The following is a 24,062-nucleotide window of genomic DNA, read 5'->3' on the forward strand; positions in this document are numbered from 1 at the left end:
GTAGGTACCCGGCGAGGAGGTCTGTCCGGAGCCATCCGGGTAGAGGCGGCTATCCCGCACCACCCCGAAGTTCCGGGTGTGGGTCTGGCCCGCCAGGGCGGAGGCGGCCCCGAGGCTCACCACGGCCCCAGGGGATGTGGGGCTTGTGGCCAAAGCCCAGCTCCCCACCGGGCTTGCCACGGTCCCGTCGTTCCAGCCCGTGGCCGGGCGCAGGGGGTGGGAGAGGGTGAGGTTGCCCCAGGCATAGGGAATGTAGAGGCGGTAAAGGCCCGCACCATCGGTAAGAGCAAAGCGGGTGTTGCTGCCATCGGTAACGGTTACCACCACCCCGCCTACTCCCAGCTCTCCTCCGTCCCGAAGGGCATTGTTAGGATTTCCACCAACCAGTCCGTCATCCAAGAACACCTGTCCCTGGATCACGCCCCCGTGGAAGAGGCCAAAGTCAAGGCCCTGGAGAGAGCCATCCACAAGAACTTCCCGTTTGCCATCTCCAGGGTTGATGAAGAGCCAACCCACAGGGGCTTGGGGGGTAGTGGAAGGCGAGGTGGCCACCACCAAGGTGTAGGAACCCGGAGGCACACCCGTGAAGGAGAAAGCCCCGGTACCCGGGTTTACAACCACGGACTGGACCACGGTGCCCCCTTGAACCAGACTGACATGGACGGTGGTTCCACTCGTCCAATCCTCGCTGGGATCCCTAAGGCCGTTGGGTTGGATGTCGTGGTAAATGGTCCCGGAAAGGTTAAAACCCGTCACCGCTAGGGTAGCGGTGGCGTCTTCCTGGTTGGCCCCAGCATCGGTTTGCAGGGCACCTGCGGACAGGGTGTTGGTATAGGACCCGGGCGCGTTGGCAGTAACGTTTACGGTTACGGTGCAACTCCCATGGGCAGGGATCTGAGCGCCTTGGGAGAGGATGATCGTACCTGACCCTGGGTTTGCCGTGAGGGTGCCTCCCAAACAGGTGGTGCTAGCCCCTGAAGGGTTAGCCACCACAAGACCGCTAGGCAAGGCGTCCACCAGGTGGGCGGTTAGGGTGGCGGAGGTAGGGTTGGGGTTGGAAAGGGTAAGGGTGAGCGTGCTGGTACCGCCTGGTGGCATGGAGGCTGGAGTAAAGGCCTTGCTAAGGGTAGGAGGGTAGAGGACGCTCACGCCAACGCTGACGCCAGCCGTTTTGCTATAACCGGTGCCCAGGGTTAGGGAGTTATAGGAGACCCTTGCGGTATTGGTCACGGTCTGGCCTGCGGCCTGCGGCAATATCCGGACACGGAAGCGCACGCTAGCCCCTTGCGCAGGGAGAATCAAGCCACCTTGGGCGGCGTTGGCTCCTTGGCCTAGACGGAAGCGCACGCAAGGGACTCCTCCGTGCTCTGGACAGGAGGGATCATACTCGGCAATATCGTCGCCAGCCTGGTCGGTAAAGGTTCCCGTGGGCGCTCCGGAAGCATTTTGCACCACGCGGAGACTACCCGGCACGTACTGGGTACCCAGGGGGATGGGGTCGGTGAGCACTACGTTGGTAGCCCCGTCGGTACCCGTGTTTTGAAAGCTCATCTGGAACTCCAGCTCATCCCCCACCACCACCTGGCCCCCATTCGGGTCGTTGTAGCCTTTTTGAAAGGTGGTGACCAAGTCGGGGAGGTACAGGTTGATGGCAAAGGTAAGGACCTGCGGGAAATAAACGTCCTGAGAGGAGGTGAAACGCAGATCCACCGAGGTGGTCCCGTTGGGTAAGCCGTTGTACTGAACCACATCGGCATCAAGGGCAAAGGTGTTGCGGTAGGCAGGGGTGCGGTTGGTGTAATGTTGGCCTAGACGGCTGATGGTGGAGTTAAAGAAGTTGTCGGATGGATTAACTGCGTCAGAGAGGGTAGCCCAGGCGAGGCTAGGGGTGGGCTTGATTTGTAAAGAGTCGCCAGTAATGCCTCCGTCTCCTTCCCAGGCTACCGCACCCACCCGGGCCTCCACGGAGCCTACCAATGGCGTGAGCAAACCGGAAACCGTGAGGGTTACGTTGTTAGCGCTATTGATGGCAGCTAGACCATGGAAAACTTGCAGACGGCGGAAGGGTTCAGCAGGGTGCCGGTAAACCACCACCAAGCTCCAGCCAGCGTAGAAGCCTAAGTCGTCATTGCCGGTGAGGCCAGTGATGTTGGCCACCCAGTACTCCCCAGATCCGGCGCTTTGCACCAGGGAGGTGACATCCTTAAAGGCCGCATAGGGGCGACTGGTTGGGGCGCCCTGGTTGGTTATGGTCACAACATCCCCCGTCACGGTTTGGTAGGTTGGAGAACCAGGGGGCCTAATCCGGATTTGGGCGCGGTTAGCGTTGTTAGGGTCCGCCCGTGCGCCCCAGTAGAGCCCCGCCCATAGGACCGTAGCTCCCGAAGGAAGGCTTAGGAGGCTGCTAGAGGAGTTTGTGGTGGAAGGGGCGGTATCAAAATCCACAAACGCCATCTGCTGAGCGTTGTTTAATCCCTGGTTATTTGCATCACAGGAGGGCGGACGGGAGGGGGTAACGGTCTGGCCATCACTCCTACAGGTCATCAAGGTGTTGCCCACGACGAGGATATCCCCGGTGGTCTCCACCCGGAAAGCTTCCTGGAAGGAGCGTACCACTTGGGCCTGGGCTAGCCCTAAAAAGGGGAGAACAACCAGAGCAAAGCCAAGATACACGTGCCTCATCGGCTACCTCCGAAGAAGTCCAGGCGCAGGTAGAATCCCTCGGGCTGGAGGAGGGTCTCGCCGAAGCCGTAGCCCAGGTTGAGCCAGAAGTCCACGGGGCCCCTGAGGAGGCGGAGGCTTCCCTCCACGCTGTAGGCCAGGCGGCTTGCCCCCGTGCCGGGTTGGAAGAGGTAGTAAAGGGCCCCGCCCACCCCAAAGCGGTCCGTTAGGTAGAGGTTGCCCCCCAGGCCCAGCTGGTAGGTGTTCCCTAAGGGGTCTTGGGGCTTCACCCGGTAGGCCAGGCCGGGGCGGAGCTGGAAGCCCGGTTGGTGGTAGGCGAGGAGGGCCTCCCCTTCCAGGAGGGGTTCGGCTTCCCAGAGGAGGCGGTGGTAGGTAAGGAGGTTCCACTGCCGGGCGAAGAGGGCGTAGGCCAAGCTGAAACGGCCCTGGAACTGGGGAAGAACCTGGAAGGCGAAGTCGGCGGAGAGGGTGTTTTCCTCGTCCAGGCTCCCCGCGGCCCCACCCTTCAGAACCACCTTGGTCTGGCCACCGAAAGAGGCCTCGGCCCCCAGGGCAGCGCTAAAGGCCTCCTCCTTATAACGGGCGGCGAGGCCGAAGGAAGTGAGGCCTTCCCCGGTGGCGAAGCTCCGCTCCGCCCCAGCCGTCAGGTCCAGACTCCAGCGGTCCGTGAGGGGGAAAGGAGCCTGCACGCCAAAGCGGGCGCGGTTGCCCTGGCCGCTGGCGGTGGGGAGCTCGTAGGCAAGGGTCAGGTTAGCCGCGGAAAGCTTCTGCTTCAGCCCCAGGGCGCCGGAGAAGCCCTCGCCCCAGGCGTAGGCCAGGCCCGCCTCGAGGGCCAGATTGGGGTCCAGGGGCAAGGCGGCGTCCAGGCGGCTGATGGCCTTGCTCAGCCCAAAGGCCTGGGTGTGGGTGAGGAGGACCTTCGCCCCCTGCTCCTCGTACCCAGCCCGGCCCAGAAGGGCCCAGGCGCCCTCGTTCCACAGGTACCCCACCCCCGCCCCTAAGGTGAAGGGCTGGGGCCGGTACTCCAGGAGGAGGGCGGTCTGGGCGGGAGTGGAGTGCTCTAAGGCCACCCCCAAGGAGCCCTCCTCGTAAGCCAGGCGGGCCTGGCCCTGGACGCCCTTCACACCTTGGGCCAAGTCGTCCGAGCGGAGATCGCCCCGCAGGCGGAAGGCCCCAAGCTTCGCTTCGGCCCCGAAGGCGAGGCCGAACCGCCCCCCGGCGTAAGTGCCCGTAAAGGCCAACCGGTCCCCCGCCTGCTGGAAGCTCACCTCGGCCCCATAGCGCCACTGGTCCAGGTAGGCGGCGGAGAGGCCGAAGCGCCAGCCCTCTTTCTCATACACCGCCCCCGCCCCATAGGCCAGGAGGTCGCGCGGCGCCGCGAGGGGAGCGTACTCCGCCACCAGGTAGACGGGGGCCAGGTCGGGGGTGGTGGGGAAGAGGGGACGGGCAAGCTGGATGTTCCCCAGGTCGTCCACCACGTAGTCCTTGCCCTCCTGCAAGCGGGTTTCCCTGGCTCCCTCCACCAGGGTGAGGGTAAGCAAGCCTGGCTTGGCGGGTTGGGAGAGGCGGTAGAAGGAGGTGCCGTCGGGCCTAAGAACCTCCCGCACCGTTCCCCGGGGCAGGAGGCCCAGGAAGGCCTCGAGGCGGACCTCCCCCCGGGTGGAAAGCCGAAGGGCAGTGGCCTCGGGCAGGCCGGCCCCCAGGGGGGCCCGTTCGTAGGCGATGGAGAACTCCTGCTGATCGTATCGGAAAGCGATGGGGTCGTCGGAGGTGAGGGGGCGCTTGGCCTCCGTGGCGGCCCCGGTGATGGGGAAGCGCTCCTGGGTGAGCTTGGCGGAAAGCCCCCCGGCGGTGTCCAGGGCCAGCTGGCCCCGGCCGTTCAGGAGGGGACCCTCGGCGTAGGCTCGGGCTAGGCCAAAAAGGCGCAGGGTTTCCAAGCTGAGGCCAGCGCCCAGGTCCTGGAGGGCCACGCCCACACTCCCCTGGGCAAGCCATAGCCCTTCCTTCCCCTCCCCGGCGAAGAAGCGCCCCTGGGCCTCGAGGCGGTTGAAGGCCGCCCGCACTTGGAACTCCCGCGGGGCCACCAGGGGCCGAAGCAGAAGCTCCGCTCGCCCGTCCTTCATCAGGATCTGGTAGCCCGACATCTCCAAGAAGGCGTCAGGGGTGAGGGGCTCCAGGTCGGTTTCCAAGGTGACAGGCCCGAACCCGGCGGCAAGCCCGTTCTCGTCTAGGGCTTCCACCAGCACCCTGATGGGGGTGCGCCCGTCCGCCTTGGCCTCCAAGAGGCTGACGCGCAGGTGGGTGGGGCTCCCCGTGCGGAAGACCTCGAGGCGGTCCTGGGCCACCCCTTCCACCTCCAAAACGTTCCGCCCCACCCGCAGGGGCACGCCGTAGAACTCCAGGCGCTGCCAGCCCCGTCCCTGGTCCAGCTCCGCCTTGCCCAGGCGATCCTGCCCCACCGCCTCCCCGTTCACCTTCAGGGTGAGCGGGCCCAGGGGGGCCTCCAGCACCACCCGGATGGCCTCCCGGTCCCGGAACACCTCGCCATCCTTGGGCTCGCGGATTACCCCCTTGCGCTCCCCCGGGAAGGGCTTAGCCTGCCGGTACTCCGAGAGTTTGGCCACACCCTGCAAGGGCACTTCCCTTCCGCCCGCAAGGAGGGTTAGGCCGGGCTCCGCAAGGGGAGGCAGGGCCTGCTGGTGGCGCAGGGTAAAGCGCACCTCACCCGCGGCATAGAAGGGAAGGCGCCAGTAAAGCCGTCCCTCGTAAACGAGCGGGTCCTCCAGGGGTAGCCCGTTCCCTTGCAGGACCAAGCGGGCACTCCCTGGCACGTACTCCCCTCCCTGCGGGAGGGTGAAGGCCAAGAGAAGCCCCTCCCCGCTTCCCTCCACGCCGAAGGGCAGGCGCACCTCGGAAAGCCGTTCGGGCACCAAAAGGGGCAAAGCCACCAGCACCGCCTCGGCGGGGAAGGCGGCAGGCGTCTCCCCCACGAAGGCACTGGCCCGGTTGCGGTGGGCCCCCACGGGCACACCCTTGGCCTTCAGGGGAAAGGTACGGGCCTCCCCTGGCCCCAGCTCCCCTGCCCAGTCCAAGGCCTCCTGTTCCAAGCCCTGGGGAGGGGTGTCCAGGAGGCGCACCCGCACCGGATGGTCGGCGGGGTTTTTCACCGTGAGGAGGAAGGTGGCCTCGCTGCCCTCCAGGATCCTCGAGGGAAGGGCCTCCTTGGCCAGGCCGAGGAGCACCCGGGCCAAGGGGGCTTCTGCCTGCAGGCTCCCTTCGGCATAACGCAAGGTGGCCTGGCAGCTCCCTTCTGTTTCGGGGCCAAAGCGCACCCGGGCCTGGTAGGTGTGGACCCGCTCCTCCCCCGGGGCCAGGGTGCCCTCAAAGCGGGCCGCTTGGGGTTCCAGGAAGTCGGGGCATGCGTCCTCCAGGGTGTAGCGCAAGGGGGCCTCCCCTTGGTTGCGCACCACCAGGCGGTGCTCCACCGCCTCGCCCGGCAGGTAGCGGCGGAAGGGCAGCTCTCGTGCGAGGAAGGGCTTGGGAAGGAGCACCTCCACCGCCGCTTCCGACCGAGCCAGGACCCCTGCAGGCCCAAGGAGCTCCGCCCGGTTCACCAAAACCCCCTTCCCCACCACCCGGAAGACCACCTCGTAGCTCCTGCCCTGGTGGGCCTCCAGGTAGACCTCCTGGTCCAGGCCGGGGCCCTCGAGGCCCGCCCCGCCGGGGTCCCTCAAGCGCACCCTCCCCGCCTCGTCCCCCTCGTTGACCACCGTGAGGCGGAAGCGGGCCTCTCCGCCCCGTTCCACCCTGGGCGTGAGGGCCTCCTTTTTCAGGGTAAAGGCAGCCTTGCGGTAGAAGACCACCCCTGCCACGCGGCTTTGGCCGTAAGGGGCCAGGGAACCCCTCACCTGGTAGCTGCCCGCGGGGCCTCGCACCTCGAGGGGAAGTTCCAAGGGGCGGTCCTTGGAAAGGACCCCCGTCAACCGGGTGGGGCCCAGGGGCTCAAGCTCCGGGGGGAGTTCCAGGGAAAGCTCGGCGGGAAGAAGCCCGGGGTAGGCGGTGGTGGCCCGGAGCACGAGCCGGGCTGCCTCCCCCTCAGGGTGGCGCTGGGTTTCGGGGCTCAGGGTCAGGGCCACCTGGGGGCGCAGGCGGTAGACCACCTCCCGCTCCTCCCCAGGGGCCAGGCGCACCTCGCTAGGACCCTGGACCTCCGCTCCCTCGGCCTCCAGGCGCAGGGGATAGACCCCGGGCTTTAGGCGGAGCCGCTCCTCCCCCACCACCCGCCGGGCCTCGGAGCCATAGCGGAAAAACCCCTCCCCAGGCCGATCCCCCGAAGGCAGGTCCAAAAGCACCCGCACCCGTAAGATCGCCTCGGGAACCGCCACCACATAGGTGGCCTCACCTCCTGGACAACCGAAGTAAACCGTTTCCCCCTGCACCACCACCGCCCCTTGGGTGCGCACCTCCAGGACCCGGTAGCCCTGGGGGAGGTCCAGGCGGGCCAGGCCCTCGGGGGTGATCGTGGCCCGTAGGTCCAGGGGCCTCCCCTCAGGGTCCACGGCCCGCACCGCTTTGGGGCCAGGGGGCACCGCCTTGAGTACCTTACCCTCCACCGCCAAGCATCCCTGGGCCTGGAAGGCGATGGTGTTGGAGTACTGGGTGGCCGTGGGCGGCTGGGCGAAGAGGAAGCGGGTCACCCCGGGGAGGAGGATGCGGTACTCGGCCCAGGCCCTGTCCCCAGACACCTCCCTCGCCTCCACGCGGCCATCCGGGAGCCCCACCCGGGAGGCTAACTCGGCGGGCCCGTCCTCGTCGTAGAAGCGCACAACGAAGGGCACCAAGGAGGGGGGCACTTCGAGGGCCAACGCCTCCTCGTACCGCCCCCTCTCCCCGGGAAGCTGCCGAAGGTTGAGGCCCGCACCCCCTGGGCGCAGGTCCAGAACATAGGCCTTGGGGTCCAGCTGCGCGGCGAACCCTTCTGCCCGGAGCAAAAAGGTGTTCTTGCCAAGCCCCTCAAAGCGGGCCACCAGCCGGTACACCGATCCTGCCTCCACCGGACCCCGGAAAAACTCCACTTCCCGGTGGGGCTCCACCCCTACCTCCAGGCGCCGGAGGAGGGTAGCCCCTTGGTAGAGCTCGTACACGGCCCGCAGCTTTCCCTCGCCGCGGTCGTAGCGCTCGTCCCCTAGCTCCTCCCCTCCCAGGAGAGTCCGGCGGTAATCGTTGGGGTCAAAGCCGGGGGAGTACAGGGCGATCCTTCCCACGGGAGCCTGGGGCAGGAGCCAGACCTCGAGGCGGTCCACCTCCCACTCCAGGCCCGTTCCCACCACGGTGGCCTTGAACTCCACCTGGGCAAAGGCCAAGGAGAAGAGCACCGACAACCAAGCAAACCACCACCTCATGGATACCTCCAACGCACCTGGGGGTCGGTCAGGGTGGGGAGGGGGACCGCATACACCAGGGTTTCCTCCCCCGAAAAGGCCTCGTACTGGAACACCTTCTCCCCACCCTCGGGCAGGGGATCGGTGAGGGTGAGTTCAGGAAGGACTTCGGCGCTCCGTAGGCGCAGTTCCACCATGAACTTACCCTCCACCTCCAATAGCCGCTTCTCCACTGCGAAGGGCCCCATGCGCAGGGTGGTGCTCCTCAGGAACCTCACGAAGCCCTTGGGCGGCCTCAAGGGGAAGTCCACCACCGTGGCCCCCTGGACCAGTACCCGCTTCCGGTACCCCTCCCCCAGGTCCTCGGGCAAGGCCAGGGGCGGGAAGGGGGCCGAGGCGGGATCCAGCATCACCTGGTGGAGCCCCACAAGGCCCCGGAAGGCGTAGCGCCCGGAAGCGTCCGTGAGGGCCTGGACCCCGTTGGCGAGGAGCACCCGGGCCCCTGGCAAGGGCACGTCGCCCCGCCCGAAAACCCCATTCCCGTCCAGGTCCAGGAAGACCCTCCCCAGGAGGACCCCACCTAGGGTAAAGGGGGTGGGGTCCAGCCGCGCGAGAGCCTGGGCTTTTCCGCTGGCCACCGCAGCGCCGTTCGAGCTGTTTCCCAGGGCCTCCGCCGCGTTAACCAGGTTCTCCGGGGCCCCGGGGAGGATGCGGAGCCTATACTCCAAGCAAAGCTCGCCCTTTCCGGGAAGCGCCAAACCTTCCCAGATGAGCCGCCCCTCTTCCACCCGGGGCTCGGCTACCCTCCTGGGCTCGGAGCACCCCAGGTACGCCGTCCCCGCTTCGTACCGGGTGCCGGAGGGCGGGGTATCGGTGAGCCGCACGGTAAGGGGCACGGAAGAGGGGTTCTTCAGGATGAGGCGGTAGGTGAGCAGATCCCCCACCCGGGCCGTTTGCGGCCGCACCTCCTTCTTGAGGAGGAGGCTCGCCCCGAACACGGGGTGGCGCACGGGGTTAGAGCGGATGGGGTTTGGGGTTTCTGCGGAGCGCAAGAGGAAGGCGTTCTCCACCAAGGCATCGTCCGGGGCATCCCCGCGGACCCGAACCCGCAGGGTAAGCAGGGTCTCCCCCACGGGCAAGGGGTCCAGGGTCCAAACCACCCGGTGCCCCGCAGGATCGTACGCCCCCCCGTGGGAGGCCGCCACGAACTCCACATAGGGGGAGAGGGGGTCCTCCACCACCGCCCGGCTGAGGGGGGCGAAGGCGTTTTGGAGCCGCAGGGTGTAGGCGATCTCATCCCCGGGTCGCAGGGTGGTGCCTGAGGGCGGATCCGCCTCCTTCACCAGGGTAAGCGCTCCGGGGGCCACCACGGCAAGGGCGTCCCAGGTGGCGTTCTCCCTCCCCGTGGCGGCGGACACCGCCACCACCTTGGCGGTGAACGAGAGGGCATCCGGCACCAGGTAGCACACCTGGAAGTCCCGCCGCTCCCCTGGGGCCAGGACCAGGGGCAGGGCCAAGGGAGCGCCCCCCAGGTCCAGGAGGTTGTACCCTACCCCGCTCGGCAGGCCCTCTAACCGCAAGGTATAGGCATCCTGCCCCGTACCGGCGTTCTCTAGGGTGTGGGCAAAGCAGAAGGGCTGGCCCGCAAGGGCCCTCCCTCCCTGCCGGTCGTCCGCGGAGCCCTCCCCGCCCGGCAGAGCCCGCGGGTTCCCCTTGGGGCCCAGGTGGTGCTCCCATAGCGGAAGCACCCGCACCACCGCCCGGCCCTCGGCGGGGCTCCCCGGCCCCTTGGCCCGGGCCACGTTGACCACCTCCTGGGGCGGTGTTCCGGGGGGGATTCGCATGCGGAAGGAGAGGAAGGCCTCCTCCCCCACCCGGAGGCGGTCCAACACCAGGCGCACCCCCCTGACCGCCGGGGGCTCAGCGAGCTGCCAGGCGGTGCCGTCAAAATACTCCACCCGCCCCTTAGGGGCCGCCGCCGAACCCGGCAGGAAGGGCAGGGGCAGGGGTTCGTCCTGCACCACTACTCTCAAAGCCTCCTGGTCTCCCAGGTTGCGCACCCGCAGGACCACGAGGATCTCTTGGCCGGGGAGGCCCTCGAGGGGCATCTGCTTCTCCAGGCTCAGGATAGGCCCCCGTGCAGCCACCAGGCGGGCCCAGTTCTCCCGGTCCTCCCGCCCGTCTGGGCAGGCCGCCACAGGGGTGAGGAGGAGGCTTCCCGTAGCCCCCAAAGGCGCCTTCACCCGTAGGACCAGCCTCAGGCTCTCCCCCATGGCCAAGGTGGCTTGGGCGATGGGCGTGGCCCCATCAGGGAGGCCGTCAGCGTTCTGGTCGGGAAAGAAGGCTACTTCCTCGGGAGTGAAGTCCCGGGGGCCCAGGAGGTGGGAGAGGCGGAAGGTGAAGGGGCTGTTGCCCCCGTTGGTGAGGACGTAAGGCAGGTGGGCGTACCCCCCAGGGCTCACTCGGGCCTCCTGCCCCGGGGAGGTGGGGGTGCCGTCCGGGGAGAGGAGGGGGACGCAGAGGGAGGCCACCACGGTTTCCACAGGATTGGAAAGGTAGCGCTCCTGCCCCACCAGGGCCACCGCCTGGTTGCGGATCACCGTCCCTGCGGGGGTCATGGCCCAGGCCAGAGCCAGGGAAAAGGCGAGGAAAGGCCAGAGGAGCCTCCTCCCCAGGCTGGTCCCAATGTTACCCCTCGTCCGCATCCCCTTCATCCTCTTTTTTCATCCTCCTTTTCCCCTGTGAAAACCCCGCCAAAAAACGCTTCTGAAAGATTTTTCTCGCTTTGTGTTTCCCCCCTTGGGGGGCCCCCCCCCCCCCGCGNAGGGGGCATAACGTCAGCGTTGGTGATGGTGGTATCCCCGTCGGTGTCCACGGCCACATAGACCGTGCCGCCTGTGGGCACCGAGGAAGGCGGCGTGGTGCTCCAGGTGGTGCCGTCCGTGGAGTAGAGCACCGTGGCGCCGGTGGGGAAGCCGGAGATGCTAGCGGAAACGCTCACGAAGGTGGTGTAGGCAGGGATGGGATCGGAAACGATCACCTTGGTGAGGTTCCCGGTGCCGATGTTCTCGGCGGTGATGGTGTAGGTGAGCTGCTCGCCCGGGTAGGCGAAGTCCTTGTTCACGGACTTCTGCAGCCGGAGCTCGCCGCCCACGATGGTGGTGGTCTCCGTGGCGGTGTCGGTGGCCGAGTTGCCGTTCACCGTGCAGTTGGCGGTTACCGTGTTGACGTCTACCCGGCCCACCGGCTCCCCAGCAGGCACGATGACCCGGACGTAAATGGTCTGGGTGCCGCCGTTGGCGCTTACGCTCACCCCGCTCAGGCTGGGTTGCCAGGTGGTGCCGTCCAAGGAGTACTGATAAGTCCAGCCGTAGGCCCCGCCGGAGCCAGAGATGCTGCAGGTGGCACCGGCGTTGGAGTTGTTGGTGAGGGTGTGGGTGTAGGTGAGGGTACCCGGGCTCGTCACCGTGCCGGAGCGGTCGGGGTCCAAGAGCACCTGGGCCACGGTGTTCACGTTCACCGTGGTGCTCACGGTGTCGCTCACCCCGCTCAGGGTGGTGCTGGTGGCGGTGAAGCTCACAGGGTTAGCCCCAGGAGCCGCATTGGCAGGCACGCTCACCGCGGCCACCACGCACTGCTTCTGGCCGGGGTTGAGGAGGCTGGTGTTGGTGATGGGGGCACCGTCCGCCGTGCCGTCGCAGTTGTTGTCGGGGTAGAAGGTGACGCTCCAGCCGCTGGGCAGGTTGGCGGTCAGGTTGTAGACATCCGCATTTTTCCCGGCGTTGTATACCTCCAGGGGGAAGTAGACGGTCTGGCCGGGGTTGGCAGTCTGGTTAGCAGGATTGTCGTTCCCGGCGTTGTTATCACCGGAGTACCCCAGGGCCGCCAGGTCCACCGCGTAACCCAACAGGATGTCCGTCACCTGGTCCGTGGTGAGGTCGGACTTGCTGGGGTCGTTCACGCTGGTGGCCTTGAGTTCCACCTTGTACACGGTGGTGGGACCATCCGCGGGGTTTTCGTAGTAGCCGGCGGGAAGCTGGCACTTCACCACCACGTTCTGCGTGGCCCCACTGGCAAGGGGCCCGATGGGACCAGAGATGGGCGTCACCCCGTCCGCAGCGTAGATGGCGCAGACGGTGCCGGTGGGGAAGGTGGAGTTCTGCAGGGTGAGGTTGAAGCTATCAGGAGCGTTGCCGTCGTTGCGCACCGCGTTGGTGAAGCTCACCGTCTGGCCCGCGTAGGCGGTGGCGACGACCTGGGTCTCGTTGCCCAGGGTCACGTTGCCCGGGTAGCCCACCACCGGCTGGTACATGGCGGCCACGGTGTGGGTGGTGGTGTTGGTGGTCACCGTTTCCCCAGGGTCATTGGCGTCGCCATTTCCGTTGGCGTCAAACTTCACCGTGGCGGTGTTGGCGTAGGAAGTTCCGGCAGGAGCGTTGCTGGGCACGTTGGCGGTGAAGGAGAAGGTGTACTGGGCTCCTTGCGGGAAGAAGGCACCCGTCCCCTCAATCAGCATGCCGATCTTCTTGGTGCCGTTGCCGGTGATGGGAAGCATGCTGGAGTTGAGGGTCACCCAGCTGGTGCCGTTGTAGTAAACGTAGCGGATGCTTCCGGCCCCTGCGGAGCCCGTGGGCATGGCGTTCACCACCAGGCTGCTTGGGATGGTGTCCTCAATGAGGATGCCCGTCCTGGAGGTGCCGTCCACAGTGACCGGGACCCCGTACGCAGGGCTCCCGCCCGTGTTGGCGCCGCTGATGGTGTAGGTGATGGTGCCACCAGGCTGAACGTTGCCCGAAGGCGAAGCGGACTTGAAGGCGGTGAGGGCAGCACCGGTGGTGGCCACCGCGCGGGCCCAGTTGTCGTTGTCGGTGACGGTGGAGTTGCCGGCGGAGGTACCCGCCAGGTTCAGGTTGCCGTACTGGCCGTTCGTGGCCGTGGTGGGGATCTGGGCCACCACCACCACGCAGGCGGACTGGTCGGCAGCCAGGGTGACGCTGGTCACCTGCGCCTCGCCCGCGTCCAGGTTGCCGTTGCAGTTGGCGTCCAGGTAGATTATGGGGTTCTGTAGGTCAAAGTTATCGCTCGAGTCCTGGGCCGTGCTGAGGTTGATGGTGTCCGTGCCGTTTCCGGTGTTGGTCACCACGTAGTTGAAGAGCACCTGGCCCCCGGGAAGGGCGTTGCGGATCTGGCCCGGGTTGGCCTTTATGCCGTTCGGGGTGATGGTGAAGCTGTAGACCTGCTGTACAAGGGTGGTGACCAGGTTGGACGTGGTGGTCCTGGGCTGGCCTGCCGAGTCAATGTAGCTGGCGGAGGCCACGTTCTGGATAGCCGTCCCGGCCGGGGTACCCGCCGCCAGGCCCACCCCCAGCACCAGCGCCAGGATTAGGAAAAGCGCTTTGTGAACAATCTTCATTCCTTCTACCTCCTTACCTCACAACCGTACGCAGGGAAACCTGTACCCTAGCTCCCTTTGCCATCTCGGGGATGACCCACCTCGCGTGCGTGTACTCCTCGGGTTTAACCTCTACCTCCTTTTCCACCTCCTTTCCGTTTTCCACCACCTGGACCCGCTTCTTCAAGGGCGGGAAGCCGAAGGTCTTCCCCCCGTCAAAGCTGAACTCCGGGCGGATGGTGGACCCGTTCAGGGCGAGGGGCTTGGCGCTCCCCTCCTGGTAAAAGGTTTCCTTGGGTATGGGGATGACCAAGGCCACCTGCCGGAGGTAGCCCTGGGAGCGGTTCTCCGCCACCAGGCGCCACTCCAAAACGTCCCCCGGCTTTACGCTTAAGGGGTTTTCCTCGTAGACCTCCTTGCCCTCTACCACCTTGACCAGGTAAGGCTTGAGCTCAAGGCCCAGGCCTTGGGCCAGGGCTAGGGCCAAAACCAGCAGCAGGCCAATGCCTAAGGGAGCCCGTCGCATACCCACCTCCGTGAGAGACCTTAAGAAAGGGCTGTGAAAAACCTGTGAAAAAGCAAAGCGCTCCCTGGGAGGCGCTGCCTGAACATCCCCATGGGAGCTCCAAAGGGGCCCACCCCACCTCCTCGCCCTCGAGGGCAGCCATCTTGACAAGACCCTTGCCAGGCCCCTAAATAGGGGGCGATGCCGACCAAGGGGAGCGCCAAAGCAGCGTCTCGGAAATCCCCCGGGGCCAGCCCTCAGGCGGGAAACCCAACCACCCTGGTGGTGGTGGAATCCCCCGCCAAGGCTAGGAGCATTCAGAAAATGCTGGGTCCCGGCTACGAGGTTAGGGCCAGCCTGGGGCACGTGGCCGACCTGCCGGAACGGGAGCTCGGGGTGGATGTGGAGCGGGACTTCGCCCCCACCTACGAGGTAAAAAAGGACAAGAAGCCGGTGGTGGAGGACCTCAAGCGGGCGGCAAGGGGAAAGCGCCTCCTCCTCGCCACCGACCCTGACCGGGAAGGAGAGGCCATCGGCTGGCACGTGGCGAGGCTTCTGGGCCGGGATCCAAAGGAGCCCCTAAGGGTGGAGTTTCACGAAATCACCCCCAAGGTGGTGCGGCAGGCGGTGGAAAACCCTAGGCCCATAGACCAGAACCTGGTGGATGCCCAGCAAGCCCGGAGGGTCCTGGATCGCCTGGTGGGCTATAACCTTTCTCCTCTTCTTTCCCTGGAGTTCCGCAAGCGGGCCCTCTCCGCAGGTAGGGTCCAGAGCGTGGCCCTGAGGCTTCTGGTGGAGCGGGAGGAGGAGATCGACGCCTTTCGCCCGGAGGAGTACTGGACCCTGGAGGGGGTTTTCGCCCTGGGCCCGGACATAACCCTTTCCGCAAGCCTCTATGAGGTGGATGCTTTGCCCGAAGGGCAAACAGATTTGCGTAAGCAAGGGGGCAAGCGGCTTTGGGCCGGCCAAGGGGAGAAGGAGGGGAAGCTTCACCTGGCCAACGAGGCCCAGGCCCTGGCTTTGGCTGGGCAGGCCAAGGAGTGGTCCTACCGGGTGGCTCAGGTGGAGACCAAGGAACGCCGCAAATCCCCCCCGCCTCCTTTCACCACCTCTACCTTGCAACAGGCGGCCAGCACCCGCCTGGGCTACACCGCAAGCCGCACCATGCGCATCGCTCAGCGCCTCTACGAGGGCGTAGACCTTCCCGAGGGGACGGTGGGCCTCATCACCTACATGCGCACCGACTCGGTGCGGGTTTCCCCGGAGGCCCTCCAGGTAGCCCGGGAAGTGGTCCAGAAGCTCTTTGGATCCGAGTACCTGCCGGAAGCCCCTAGGGTTTACCGGAACCGCAAGGAGGGAGTGCAGGACGCCCACGAGGCCATCCGGCCCACCGATGCGCGGCGCACTCCCGATAGCGTGAGGAAGTACCTTTCCGACGAGGAGTATCGCCTTTATGACCTCATCTGGCGGCGCTTCATCGCCAGCCAGATGCGGGATGCCCTTTATGAGCAGACGGTGGTGTTCCTCAAGGTAGCCCCTTCGGGGCTGACCAAGGTAGCCCCTTCGGGGCTGAGCAAGGATGAGGGGGAGAAGCCCCGCTTCACCTTCCGCGCCTCGGGCTCGGTCCTTAAGTTTGAGGGGTACCTGAAGGCCTGGGGGCGGGGGGATGAAGGGGGGATGGCGCAGGCGGTAAATGAGGGCCAAGAGGCGGAGGTGGAACCTCCCTTGCCCCCGGTGGCGGAGGGTACAGGGGCCGAACTTTTGGAGGTCAAGGCCCAGCAGCACTTTACCGAGCCCCCGCCCCGGTACACGGACGCCACCCTGGTGAAGACCCTGGAGGAGCTGGGCATCGGCCGCCCTTCCACTTATGCCCCTACCCTGGAAACCCTCGAGAAGCGGGGGTACATGGTGCGCAAGGGGCGTACCCTTTTGCCCACTCCCTTGGGCCGCCAGGTGACCCACTACCTTAAGGAGCGGTTTCCCCAAGTGGTGGCCTACGAGTTCACCGCCCGCATGGAGGACCGCCTGGACCAGGTGGAAGAGGGCAAGGTTCCTTGGCCCAAGGTGGTGTGGGAGTTCTACGAACCCTTCCTGGGAGAGCTGGCCCGGGTGCCCAAGAAGACCTGCCCCCGGTGCGGGAGGCCTTTGGAGCTCAAGGTAAGCCGCTACGGGCAGTTTCTGGGATGCACCGGCTACCCGGAGTGCACCTACACCGAGCCTTTGGAGAAGAAGGAGGCCGAGCCCATCGGGGAGGCCTGCCCCAAGTGCGGAAGGCCCCTTGTGCGCAAGGAGGGCCGGTATGGAAGCTTCATCGCCTGCTCCGGCTACCCCGAGTGCGACTACACGCGGGACGACGGCGAGCCCACGGGGCATACCTGCCCCAAGTGCGGAAGCCAGGTCCTAAAGAAGCAGAGCCGCCGGGGAAAACCCTACTACAAGTGCGAGAACAACGCCTGCGATTTCCTTTCCTTCTACCCCCTTCTGGACCAAACCTGCCCCTCCTGTGGCTGGCCCTTGGTGAAGAAGGGGGAAGGCGCCTGCATGAACCCCGCCTGCCCGGTCCACGACCCCAAGCTGGTTCCTCCCCCTAAAGCTTCCAGCCGGGTTGCTTCCCCGTCAGGGGATTCAGCTTCCAAGGGCAGGAGGTCCGCGTTAACTTCCCGCCGCAAGGCCGCTACGGCAGGAGGAAGCCGCACTGGGGCAAACGCCAAGGCGAGGGTTCAGGAAGCTTCCCCGCCCAAACCGCCCAAGGACTGGGAGGAGCTGAGGCCCTTCCTGGGTGAACTCACCCCGGAAGAGCGCCAGGCAGCGGAGGCCTTGGTCCTTGGGGAGCCCCTTTCCCCGGAGGCGGCCAAGCTGGCCCAGCGGGCCATCTTCAAGCTACGCATGAAGAAGGGCCGCGCCAGGAAGGAGGCGGTTACCTGATGGAAAGCTTCAAGCTCCACCTCCTGCGCCTGGCCCGGGAGGGGAAGGTGGAGGTGCCCGGCGTGCCGGTGCGGGGTTATACCCTGGTGGGGGAAGAAGAACGCCAGGATATGGCCTTTTACCTGGTTCTGGAGGGGGAGTTGGTCATTGACCTGCCCCAAGGCCAGTACCTGCACCTAAAAAAGGGAGAGGCTGCCCGGGTTACGGAGCCCCACCGCCTTGTGCCGGTGGAGCGGGTGGTGCTTGTGGAGGTGGGGTAGGCCCTACCAGGTAGACGGCCCCCCAAGGCCGGTAGACGCTCACCACCTGGTCTTCCCGCACCCGGCCATCCCGGTAACGCACGGTGCGCCGCACCCCCACCCTGGCCCCTTCGGCGGCGAAGTCCACCTGTTTGCGCACGCCAGGGGGCAAGGAGGGGTCCGGGATCTCCCGGGGGGGTAAGGGAGGCTTCCTATCGGAGATGAAGGGGCCTTCCCAGCGCACCTCCCGGTCCTTGGTGCCGAAGAGGTGGAAGCGGAGCCGGGTGCCCACCACGGAGCGCTGCACCAGGATGTGTCCCGGGGTGTCGTTTACCGCCTTGAGGTCCTTGTAGGGCTGGATCACCGCGGCGTCTAGGCCCGTGGGCTTGTAGTAGGCCACCTGGTAACTGTGGGCGTGGCGTTCCTTTATGGGTAGCCCGGCGAGGAAGAAAGCCCGGAACAAGGTGGTGGAAACCTGGCAGACCCCACCCCCCACCCCCTGCTCCGTGCGGTCCCCCACGATGACGAAGGCTTCCTTGTATCCTTCTTCCTCGGTGATGGGCCCCAGGGCCTGGTTGAAGGAGAAGGTGCCTGGGGGAATCAGAAGGCCATCCAGCTTGCTGGAGGCAAGGAGCAGGTTGTGGGTACGCTCCCGGCTGGAACCCCGGAAGTCCGTTTCCCCGGTGGCCAGATGCTCCCGGATTCCCAGGGCGTAGAGGTCCTTCAGGCTCGGGGTGGGTGGAAGGTAGCGCGCGGGTAGGCGGAAGCTTTTGCGCCCGCTTGCCAGGGCCTCACGGTAAGCGGCCAAGACCTCGGCCTCCTCAAAGGCAAGGCCTTTTTTCTCCACCCCCCGCCAGCGCCCATCCTGCTGGATGAAGCGGGGTTTTCTGGGCTCGCGGGTGAGCTTCCTGATTAGGCTTCTCAGTTCCTTCTCCGTGGCCACGGGGTAGGATTGGCTGCCCACATAGCTCAAAAGCCGACCGTCTTCAATGGCGTCTTCCTCCAGGACCAGGATGGCGGTGAGGGAGGGGGAATCCACGTTGGCGTTACCCTGGGCTAGGGCGAGGCCAAGGGTTAGCGTCCAGGCGAATCGCCCAAGCATGGGGGCAATCTATCACTTACCCCGTAAAAGGTCTGTGAAAAGCCTCACCGCCCGATACAGGGCTTCCTCCTCCTCTGAACGGAGGTAGCGGGCCCGGCCCTTGGGCAAATCACCCAGGGTGAGGGGGCCCAAGGAGAGCCGCTTCAAATAGAGCACCCGGTTGCCCCGGGCCTGGAACATGCGTTTCACCTGATGGAAGCGCCCTTCCCTTAGGACCAGCTCCACCCGGGTGGGGTCTTGGTCCCAGGAGAGCTCTGCGGGAAGAAGCCTCTTCCCCTCTAGAACCAGGCCTTCTCTAAAGGCCTCCCGGTCCTCCCTTGTGGCGGGGCGCTCCAGGTGGACCAGGTAGCGCTTTTCCACCTTGTGCCGGGGGTGGGTGAGGCGGTGGAGGAGTTCGCCGTCGGTGGTAAAGAGAAGAAGCCCCTCCGTGTCCTTGTCCAGACGGCCCACAGGGGCAAGGTCCCGGGTGGGAAAGCCCTCGAGGAGAGCGTACACGCTCGGCCCCTCGGTGCGGCTTGTCACATACCCTGCCGGCTTGTGCAGGAGAACGTGGTGGTGGCGGCGCACCGCAAGGGGTTTCCCATCCAGCTCCAAGGAAACCCCTTCCGGGACGTGGAAGCCCGGGTCCCGAACCGCCTCCCCTGCCACCCGCACCCGCCCGGCCCGCACCAGGCGAGCCACCTCCTTGCGGCTACCCAAGCCCAGGCGGGCCAGGAGCCTATCCAGCCTTTCTCCCTTCATAGCTCCAAGGCCCCCTCCAGCCACCACAGGGCCCCCTTGGCCTGCAGCCTGGCCAACTCCTCTGGGGTAAGGCCCTTGGCCTCCACCCGCCCCGGGTTCAGGCTCTGGAGGAGGAGGAAGCGCTCCAAGGGGTCTTTGGGCAGGTGGGGGGAGACCACCAGGAGGTCTATATCGCTTTCCAGGTTGAAGCTACCCCGGGCCACGGAGCCATAGAGGTAAACCTGGGCCTCTCCCAGGGTTTCCCGAGCCCTTTTGGCGTAGGCCCGGGCCTCCTCCAAAAGGGCCTCCCAGGCCGTCATTCGCAGTCTAAGAGCTTTTGAGCCCATTCCAAGTCTCCTCTGTCCATTTCAGGACCCTCTCGGCTGCCCTTAGGGCCTCCTCGGCCCGGGCCCATGTGTAGTACTCGTAGGGGCTTCCCTCAGGATAGGCATCGGGGTAGCGGGCGGGAATGTAATGGGCGTCTAGGGTGCGCCCAGCTTCTTCCAAGGCTTCGGGAACCTCATGCCCTGCTTCCTTCAGCGCTTGGATGAGGCGGATCAGAGCGTGTCCAAAGGCGGGCCGCCCTAGCCCCCGCAAGAGGCCTTTAAGGGCGTATTCCCCTGCCTGATGGGCCTTGAAACTGGCCCAGTCGTAATCCCCCTCCTCCAGGTCCTTTCTTGAAGAGGCCAGGGTGTGCTGGGCCTGGGCCCGCCATCTTGCCCATTCCTCCCAGTCCAGGGGTGCCATCCTCCTTATCCTAAGGGACATGAGGCTTTACCAGGAGGACAGCTACGCCACCCGCTTCCGGGCCCGGGTGGTGCGGGCTTGGAGCGATGGGAAGGGCCACCATGTGGTGCTTTCTCAAACCCTCTTTTACCCGGAGTCCGGGGGGCAACCTGCGGATACAGGGGTGCTGAAAGGAGAGTTTGGCCAGGTGCGGGTGCTCCACGTCTTTGAGGAGGCCAAGGCCTTCGGGGATGTGGTGCACCGCGTGGACGCCCCCATCCCCGAGGGGGCGGAGGTGGAGGGGGAGATCGACTGGAACCGGCGCTTTCGCCACATGCAGCGCCACACCGCCCAGCACATCCTTTCCCAGGCCCTCCTCAGGGCTGGGGGGTACCGCACCATCGCCGTGAGCCTGGATAGCCCGGTTTCCACCGTGGACCTCGAGGGGGAGGTGGAGGAGGCCAAGCTCCAGGAAGCGGAGGCCTTGGCCAACTTCGCCGTGTACGCGGACTATCCCATAGAGGCCTTTTGGGTTTCTGAGGAGGAGCTTGCTCACTACCCTTTAAGGCGGCCTCCCAAGGTTCAGGGCCAGGTGCGCCTGGTGCGGATCGGGGAGTTTGACCTGGCGGCCTGCGGGGGCACCCACCTTAAGACCAGCGCCCAGGCCGGCCCCATCAAGGTCCTGAAGTGGGAGCGGTATAAGGGGGGAAGCCGGGTGTACTTCATGGCGGGGTGGGAGGCCTTGGAGGATTACCATGCCAAGCACGCCCTGCTCTCCCGCCTGGCCCTTTCCTTCTCCACCAGCCCCCTGGAGGTGGAGAAGCCCGTGCGTAAGCTACAGGAGGAACTCTACGCCCTGAAGGGGGAGAACTTGGAACTTAAAGAGGCCTTGGTGGAGGCCCTGTTGCCAAGGGCGTTGGCGGAGGGGGTGCTTTTGGTGCCCGCTCCCCTTTTGGGGGACCTGGCCAAAAGGCTTCTTTCCTGGAGCGAGAAGACCTTTTTGCTGCTTTCCCCCGAGGGTCGCTTTGCCACCCTGGGCCCCGGCCGGCAGGCGGTTTTGGAAAGGCTTAAGGCCCTTGGGGCCAAGGGCGGGGGGAAAGAGGTGGTCCAGGGAAGCCTGCCCAAGGAAAAGGTGGCCGCGGCCTTGGATCCGGGCCTCGTAAGCTAAGGCTATGGGGCTTTTTGAGGGAAAGGGAGTCTTGGTGACGGGGGCGGCCCGGGGTCTCGGCCGGGCCATCGCCCGAGCCTTTGCCCGGGAAGGGGCCCTGGTGGCCCTTTGCGATCGGCATCCCGAGGGGCGGGGGGTGGCGGAGGAGATCGGAGGCTTCTTCGTGCAGGCGGACCTGGCCGAGGAGAGGGACCGGGTGCGTTTCGTGGAGGAAGCGGCCCATGCCCTGGGGCGGGTGGACGTGCTGGTCAATAACGCGGCCATCAGCGCCCCAGGGTCGGCCCTGACCGTGAAGCTCCCCGAGTGGCGAAGGGTTTTGGAGGTGAACCTCACCGCTCCCATGCACCTCTCCGCCCTGGTGGCCAGGGAGATGGCCAAGGTGGGCAGGGGGGCCATCGTGAACGTGGCCAGCGTCCAGGGGCTTTTCGCCGAGCAGGAAAACGCCGCCTACAACGCCTCCAAGGGAGGGCTGGTCAACCTCACCCGTTCCCTGGCCCTGGACCTGGCTCCCTTGGGCATCCGGGTGAATGCCGTGGCCCCGGGGGCCATCGCCACGGAGGCGGTGCTGGAGGCCATCGCTCTTTCCGAGGACCCGGAGAGGACGAGGCGGGACTGGGAGGACCTTCACGCCCTGAGGAGGCTGGGCCAGCCCGAGGAGGTGGCGGAGGCGGTGCTTTTCCTGGCCTCGGAGAAGGCCAGCTTCATCACCGGGACCATCCTGGTGGTGGATGGGGGCATGACGGCCAGCTTCATGATGGCGGGAAGGCCGGTGTGATGCTACCCCACCCCGGCGCAAGCCAGGATGGGGACCCTAGAAGGGCCTTTCGGTAGGGCTCGTCTGGGAAGGGGGGGTCGGTTTTACGTGGCGTGGTCCTTGTAGGGTTCCCCCCGCAGGTCAGAGATGAGGTGCACCGCCACGTAAGCCCCGTCTCCCGCGCTCACGATGGCATGCCCTGGCACCTTGCCCCGGGCCACCCCGGCGGCGTAGACCCGGGGGTAGTTGGTCCGCCCCCCCTCGTCGGTGTCGATGTAGACACCCTTTCGGGTCAGGCCCAGAAGGGAGGGCAGGGTGGGGTCCTTGTGGGTGCAGAGGAGAAGCCTTTCCGCTTCCACCACGCCCTCCTCGGTTTCCACCTCAAAGACCCCTCCCAGGTCCCGCACCCCCTTGACCACGCTCCTTCGGATCTCTACCCCGTAACGGCGGGCGTGCTCTTTCAGCCTCTCTAGAAGCTTCTCGCCCGAGGGTTCGTCCAGAAGGCCAGGGTAGTTGGGAACCCGGCTCACCTGGGCGATCTTGGAATGACCTCCGTCCAGCACCAGGACCTTAAGCCCGGCCCTGGTGAGGAAAAGGGCCGCGGAAAGACCCGAGGGGCCGCCGCCTACCACGAGAACGTCCCACATACCTTTTAGAGTATAGGGGTCGGGAACGGAGGAGAGAAGGCAAGGTATAATCGGCGGCGCATGATCTTGGACGACCGCTACCCGGTGCTGGAAACCCTCGAGGAGCGGGAGGGGATCACCCTTTATCGGGTGGAGGGCGGGGTGGTTTTCTTTTTTCCAGTGCGCACCCCCGAGGACAAGGAGCGCTTTTACCGGTACCGGGCGGCCATCAAACGCCTAGAGGAGCTTGGGCTTGTGGAGGCGGTGGTTTCCGCCAAGCCTGGGCGTTACTACGCCTTTTTCCCCGAGCGTCCCCTGGCCCGGAAAGGGCCGCCCCGGGCTGCCCTCGAGGCCCTGGCCCCCTTGGGTTTTGGCCCAGAGCACCTGGCCATGGCCGAGGAAGGGGTAGCCTACCTGTCCCCCTGGCCCTTGGGGTCTGCCCGGCGGGTCTTGGCCCGGGGTCCTTCGCGCCTCTGGCCGGGCTTTCTTAAGGCTGTTCCCTTCGGGAAGCAACTGGGGGTGGTCCCGGGCCTCCTCCTCTTCCTCCTAGGGCTATGGCTTTTTTCCCAAGGGGTTTACCGCTACTTCAATCCCCCAGAGTACGCTGTGCCGAACCTGGTGGGCAAAACCGCCCGGGAGGCCTTTCTCCTTTTGAAGGATACGGGGCTCAGGCTGGAGGTGGTGGAGGGGAACGACCCTGCCAAGCCCAAGGAGGTGGTGCTGGCCCAGGAGCCCCCACCGGGAACCCGCCTTAGGGCCGGGCGCACCGTGCGCCTCACCCTTAACCAGGCCCGGCTGAATCCCTTGCCCGATCTGAAGGGGCTTCGCCAGGAGGAAGCCGAGGCCCGGCTCTCCGAGCTGGGGTACCGCCTGGCCAGGGTGGCCCAGGTGGAAAGCCCAGAGCCCCTGGGCACGGTCCTGGCCAGCGATCCACCTCCTGGCACTCCCTTGCCCCCTGGGGCCCCGGTGGGGCTTCTGGTTTCCCAGGGTGCTTCCCTGGGTCCCACGGTGCCCCTTCCCCAGCTCACGGGTTTAAGCCAAAAGGAGGCGCTTTTCCTCCTGAACGCCATGGGCCTGCAGGTCCAGACGGAGGAGGTGCCCTCCGGAGCTCCGCCCGGCACGGTGCTGGCCCAGGAGCCCGCGCCCGGAACCCCCATGCCGCCAGGAAGCGGGGTGCGCCTGAGGGTGGCGGCAAGGGGAGAGGTGCGGGTGGGGGCTTTAAGCCCTTTGCCTGCCCCTAAGCCCGAGGCCCGTACCGTGACCCTGGCCCTGAACCTTCCCCCGGAGGCGGAAGGACGCCAGGTGCGCCTGGTGCTCTTGGACGACCGGGGGGAGCACCTGGTCTACGAGGGGGAAGGCCGTGGGGGCCTAAGGGTTTCGGGTACCTATGAGGTGGTGGGGGAGGGCCGCTTCCGGCTTTACCTGGATGGGGAGCTCTTCCAGGAGTGGGCCCCCTGAGGTTTTCCTGGCTTGGGGAGGGGAGGATGAAAGGAGGCTGGGCTGAGGACCTGGCGCTCGCCTACCTCCTTGAGCGGGGCTACCGGCTTCTGGGCCGCAACCGCCGCACCCCCTTCGGCGAGGTGGACCTCTTCATGGAGAAGGACGGGGTGTACGTGGTGGTGGAGGTGAAGCAACGAAGCTCGGGGGCGTTTGGAGCCCCTTTGGAGGCCATTACCCCTGGGAAGGTGGAACGCCTTCTAAAGAGCGCCTGCCATCTTCTGGGGCGGGATGATGTACCGATGAGGCTCGAGGCCGTCTTGGTTCACGGCACCCCCAAAGCGCACCGCCTGGAGCACCTGGTCCTGGAAGTGTAGCCTGTCCCGAGCCTCTTCCCCGGGCATC

General features: G+C 66.1%; 15 protein-coding genes and 1 pseudogene. 6 read left to right on the top strand and 10 right to left on the bottom strand.

Features of this window, described 5'->3' with window-relative positions:
* The 5 genes and pseudogenes from C2847_RS04200 to C2847_RS04220 form a co-directional block, all read right to left on the bottom strand.
* Nucleotides 1-2,256, bottom strand: a 2,256-nt coding sequence (locus C2847_RS04200; RefSeq protein WP_341865798.1) for a DUF7933 domain-containing protein, incomplete at its 3' end; no start/stop codon positions are given.
* 422 nt (nucleotides 2,257-2,678) lie between these two features.
* Entirely contained in the window at nucleotides 2,679-8,084 is a 5,406-nt protein-coding gene (locus C2847_RS12805; protein WP_164835632.1) for a hypothetical protein, read from the bottom strand.
* Nucleotides 8,081-10,768, bottom strand: coding sequence for a DUF11 domain-containing protein (locus C2847_RS04210; RefSeq protein ID WP_128415155.1), 2,688 nt, complete (start codon nucleotides 10,766-10,768; stop codon nucleotides 8,081-8,083). The genes C2847_RS12805 and C2847_RS04210 overlap by 4 nt, the downstream gene beginning before the upstream one ends.
* A gap of 119 nt (nucleotides 10,769-10,887) precedes the next feature.
* Nucleotides 10,888-13,476 (bottom strand): annotated as a pseudogene (locus C2847_RS04215) (NEW3 domain-containing protein); the annotation flags it as partial.
* A 13-nt stretch (nucleotides 13,477-13,489) separates the two neighbouring features.
* A complete protein-coding gene (locus C2847_RS04220) occupies nucleotides 13,490-13,981 on the bottom strand; it encodes a hypothetical protein (protein WP_105317223.1) in 492 nt (163 codons plus the stop codon).
* 180 nt (nucleotides 13,982-14,161) lie between these two features.
* Between C2847_RS04220 and topA the strand changes: the two genes are divergently transcribed.
* Together topA and C2847_RS04230 are read left to right on the top strand one after the other, a co-directional pair.
* Nucleotides 14,162-16,885 carry a type I DNA topoisomerase gene (gene topA / locus C2847_RS04225; protein WP_279627871.1) on the top strand — a complete coding sequence of 908 codons (2,724 nt, stop codon included), beginning with the start codon at nucleotides 14,162-14,164 and terminating at the stop codon, nucleotides 16,883-16,885.
* Entirely contained in the window at nucleotides 16,885-17,145 is a 261-nt protein-coding gene (locus C2847_RS04230; protein ID WP_105317224.1) for a hypothetical protein, read from the top strand. Before topA ends, C2847_RS04230 begins: the two co-directional genes overlap by 1 nt.
* Here the strand turns inward: C2847_RS04230 and C2847_RS04235 are convergent.
* From C2847_RS04235 to C2847_RS04250, 4 genes are read right to left on the bottom strand one after another with little or no spacing between them, the layout of a single operon-like run.
* Entirely contained in the window at nucleotides 17,087-18,226 is a 1,140-nt protein-coding gene (locus C2847_RS04235) for a VanW family protein (protein ID WP_164835633.1), read from the bottom strand. The genes C2847_RS04230 and C2847_RS04235 overlap by 59 nt on opposite strands.
* 12 nt (nucleotides 18,227-18,238) lie before the next feature.
* Nucleotides 18,239-18,967 (bottom strand): pseudouridine synthase, encoded by a 729-nt coding sequence (locus C2847_RS04240; protein ID WP_105317225.1) that lies wholly within the window; start codon nucleotides 18,965-18,967, stop codon nucleotides 18,239-18,241.
* Nucleotides 18,964-19,266, bottom strand: a complete 303-nt coding sequence (locus tag C2847_RS04245) for a nucleotidyltransferase domain-containing protein (RefSeq protein WP_244187349.1) — start codon at nucleotides 19,264-19,266, stop codon at nucleotides 18,964-18,966. The genes C2847_RS04240 and C2847_RS04245 overlap by 4 nt, the downstream gene beginning before the upstream one ends.
* Before the next feature lie 7 nt (nucleotides 19,267-19,273).
* Nucleotides 19,274-19,693: a HEPN domain-containing protein gene (locus tag C2847_RS04250; protein WP_208619928.1), complete on the bottom strand. Its 420-nt coding sequence runs from the start codon at nucleotides 19,691-19,693 to the stop codon at nucleotides 19,274-19,276.
* 19 nt (nucleotides 19,694-19,712) lie between these two features.
* On the opposite strand from C2847_RS04250, the gene C2847_RS04255 reads away from it, so the two are divergent.
* Together C2847_RS04255 and C2847_RS04260 are read left to right on the top strand one after the other, a co-directional pair.
* The gene (locus tag C2847_RS04255) at nucleotides 19,713-20,840 is read left to right on the top strand and encodes an alanyl-tRNA editing protein (RefSeq protein ID WP_105317227.1); all 1,128 of its coding nucleotides are present in this window, start codon (nucleotides 19,713-19,715) and stop codon (nucleotides 20,838-20,840) included.
* A gap of 4 nt (nucleotides 20,841-20,844) precedes the next feature.
* On the top strand, nucleotides 20,845-21,615 hold the full coding sequence (locus tag C2847_RS04260; RefSeq protein WP_105317228.1) for an SDR family NAD(P)-dependent oxidoreductase: 771 nt from the start codon (nucleotides 20,845-20,847) through the stop codon (nucleotides 21,613-21,615).
* Nucleotides 21,616-21,698: 83 nt separating this feature from the next.
* Here C2847_RS04260 and C2847_RS04265 read toward each other — a convergent pair whose 3' ends face one another.
* Nucleotides 21,699-22,241, bottom strand: a complete 543-nt coding sequence (locus C2847_RS04265; RefSeq protein ID WP_105317229.1) for an FAD-dependent oxidoreductase — start codon at nucleotides 22,239-22,241, stop codon at nucleotides 21,699-21,701.
* Nucleotides 22,242-22,301: 60 nt separating this feature from the next.
* Here C2847_RS04265 and C2847_RS04270 point away from each other — a divergent pair, with 60 nt between their 5' ends.
* Both C2847_RS04270 and C2847_RS04275 read left to right on the top strand, forming a co-directional pair.
* Complete coding sequence (locus C2847_RS04270; RefSeq protein ID WP_105317230.1) at nucleotides 22,302-23,678, top strand: PASTA domain-containing protein; 1,377 nt, start codon at nucleotides 22,302-22,304, stop codon at nucleotides 23,676-23,678.
* A 26-nt stretch (nucleotides 23,679-23,704) separates the two neighbouring features.
* Nucleotides 23,705-24,034, top strand: a complete 330-nt coding sequence (locus C2847_RS04275; RefSeq protein WP_105317258.1) for a YraN family protein — start codon at nucleotides 23,705-23,707, stop codon at nucleotides 24,032-24,034.
* Nucleotides 24,035-24,062: the final 28 nt, after the last annotated feature.

Source organism: Thermus tenuipuniceus, from assembly GCF_002964845.1.
In the GTDB taxonomy this organism is placed as follows: Bacteria; Deinococcota; Deinococci; order Deinococcales; family Thermaceae; genus Thermus; species Thermus tenuipuniceus.

Excerpts from the sequence above, each read along its gene's own strand:
- C2847_RS12805 (WP_164835632.1), bottom strand. The coding sequence starts at position 8,084 with ATGAGGTGGTGGTTTGCTTGGTTGTCGGTGCTCTTCTCCTTGGCCTTT.
- C2847_RS04210 (WP_128415155.1), bottom strand. The coding sequence starts at position 10,768 with ATGCGGACGAGGGGTAACATTGGGACCAGCCTGGGGAGGAGGCTCCTC.
- C2847_RS04220 (WP_105317223.1), bottom strand. The coding sequence starts at position 13,981 with ATGCGACGGGCTCCCTTAGGCATTGGCCTGCTGCTGGTTTTGGCCCTA.
- topA (WP_279627871.1), top strand. The coding sequence starts at position 14,162 with ATGCCGACCAAGGGGAGCGCCAAAGCAGCGTCTCGGAAATCCCCCGGG.
- C2847_RS04230 (WP_105317224.1), top strand. The coding sequence starts at position 16,885 with ATGGAAAGCTTCAAGCTCCACCTCCTGCGCCTGGCCCGGGAGGGGAAG.
- C2847_RS04235 (WP_164835633.1), bottom strand. The coding sequence starts at position 18,226 with ATGCTTGGGCGATTCGCCTGGACGCTAACCCTTGGCCTCGCCCTAGCC.
- C2847_RS04240 (WP_105317225.1), bottom strand. The coding sequence starts at position 18,967 with ATGAAGGGAGAAAGGCTGGATAGGCTCCTGGCCCGCCTGGGCTTGGGT.
- C2847_RS04245 (WP_244187349.1), bottom strand. The coding sequence starts at position 19,266 with ATGACGGCCTGGGAGGCCCTTTTGGAGGAGGCCCGGGCCTACGCCAAA.
- C2847_RS04250 (WP_208619928.1), bottom strand. The coding sequence starts at position 19,693 with ATGGCACCCCTGGACTGGGAGGAATGGGCAAGATGGCGGGCCCAGGCC.
- C2847_RS04255 (WP_105317227.1), top strand. The coding sequence starts at position 19,713 with ATGAGGCTTTACCAGGAGGACAGCTACGCCACCCGCTTCCGGGCCCGG.
- C2847_RS04260 (WP_105317228.1), top strand. The coding sequence starts at position 20,845 with ATGGGGCTTTTTGAGGGAAAGGGAGTCTTGGTGACGGGGGCGGCCCGG.
- C2847_RS04265 (WP_105317229.1), bottom strand. The coding sequence starts at position 22,241 with ATGTGGGACGTTCTCGTGGTAGGCGGCGGCCCCTCGGGTCTTTCCGCG.
- C2847_RS04270 (WP_105317230.1), top strand. The coding sequence starts at position 22,302 with ATGATCTTGGACGACCGCTACCCGGTGCTGGAAACCCTCGAGGAGCGG.
- C2847_RS04275 (WP_105317258.1), top strand. The coding sequence starts at position 23,705 with ATGAAAGGAGGCTGGGCTGAGGACCTGGCGCTCGCCTACCTCCTTGAG.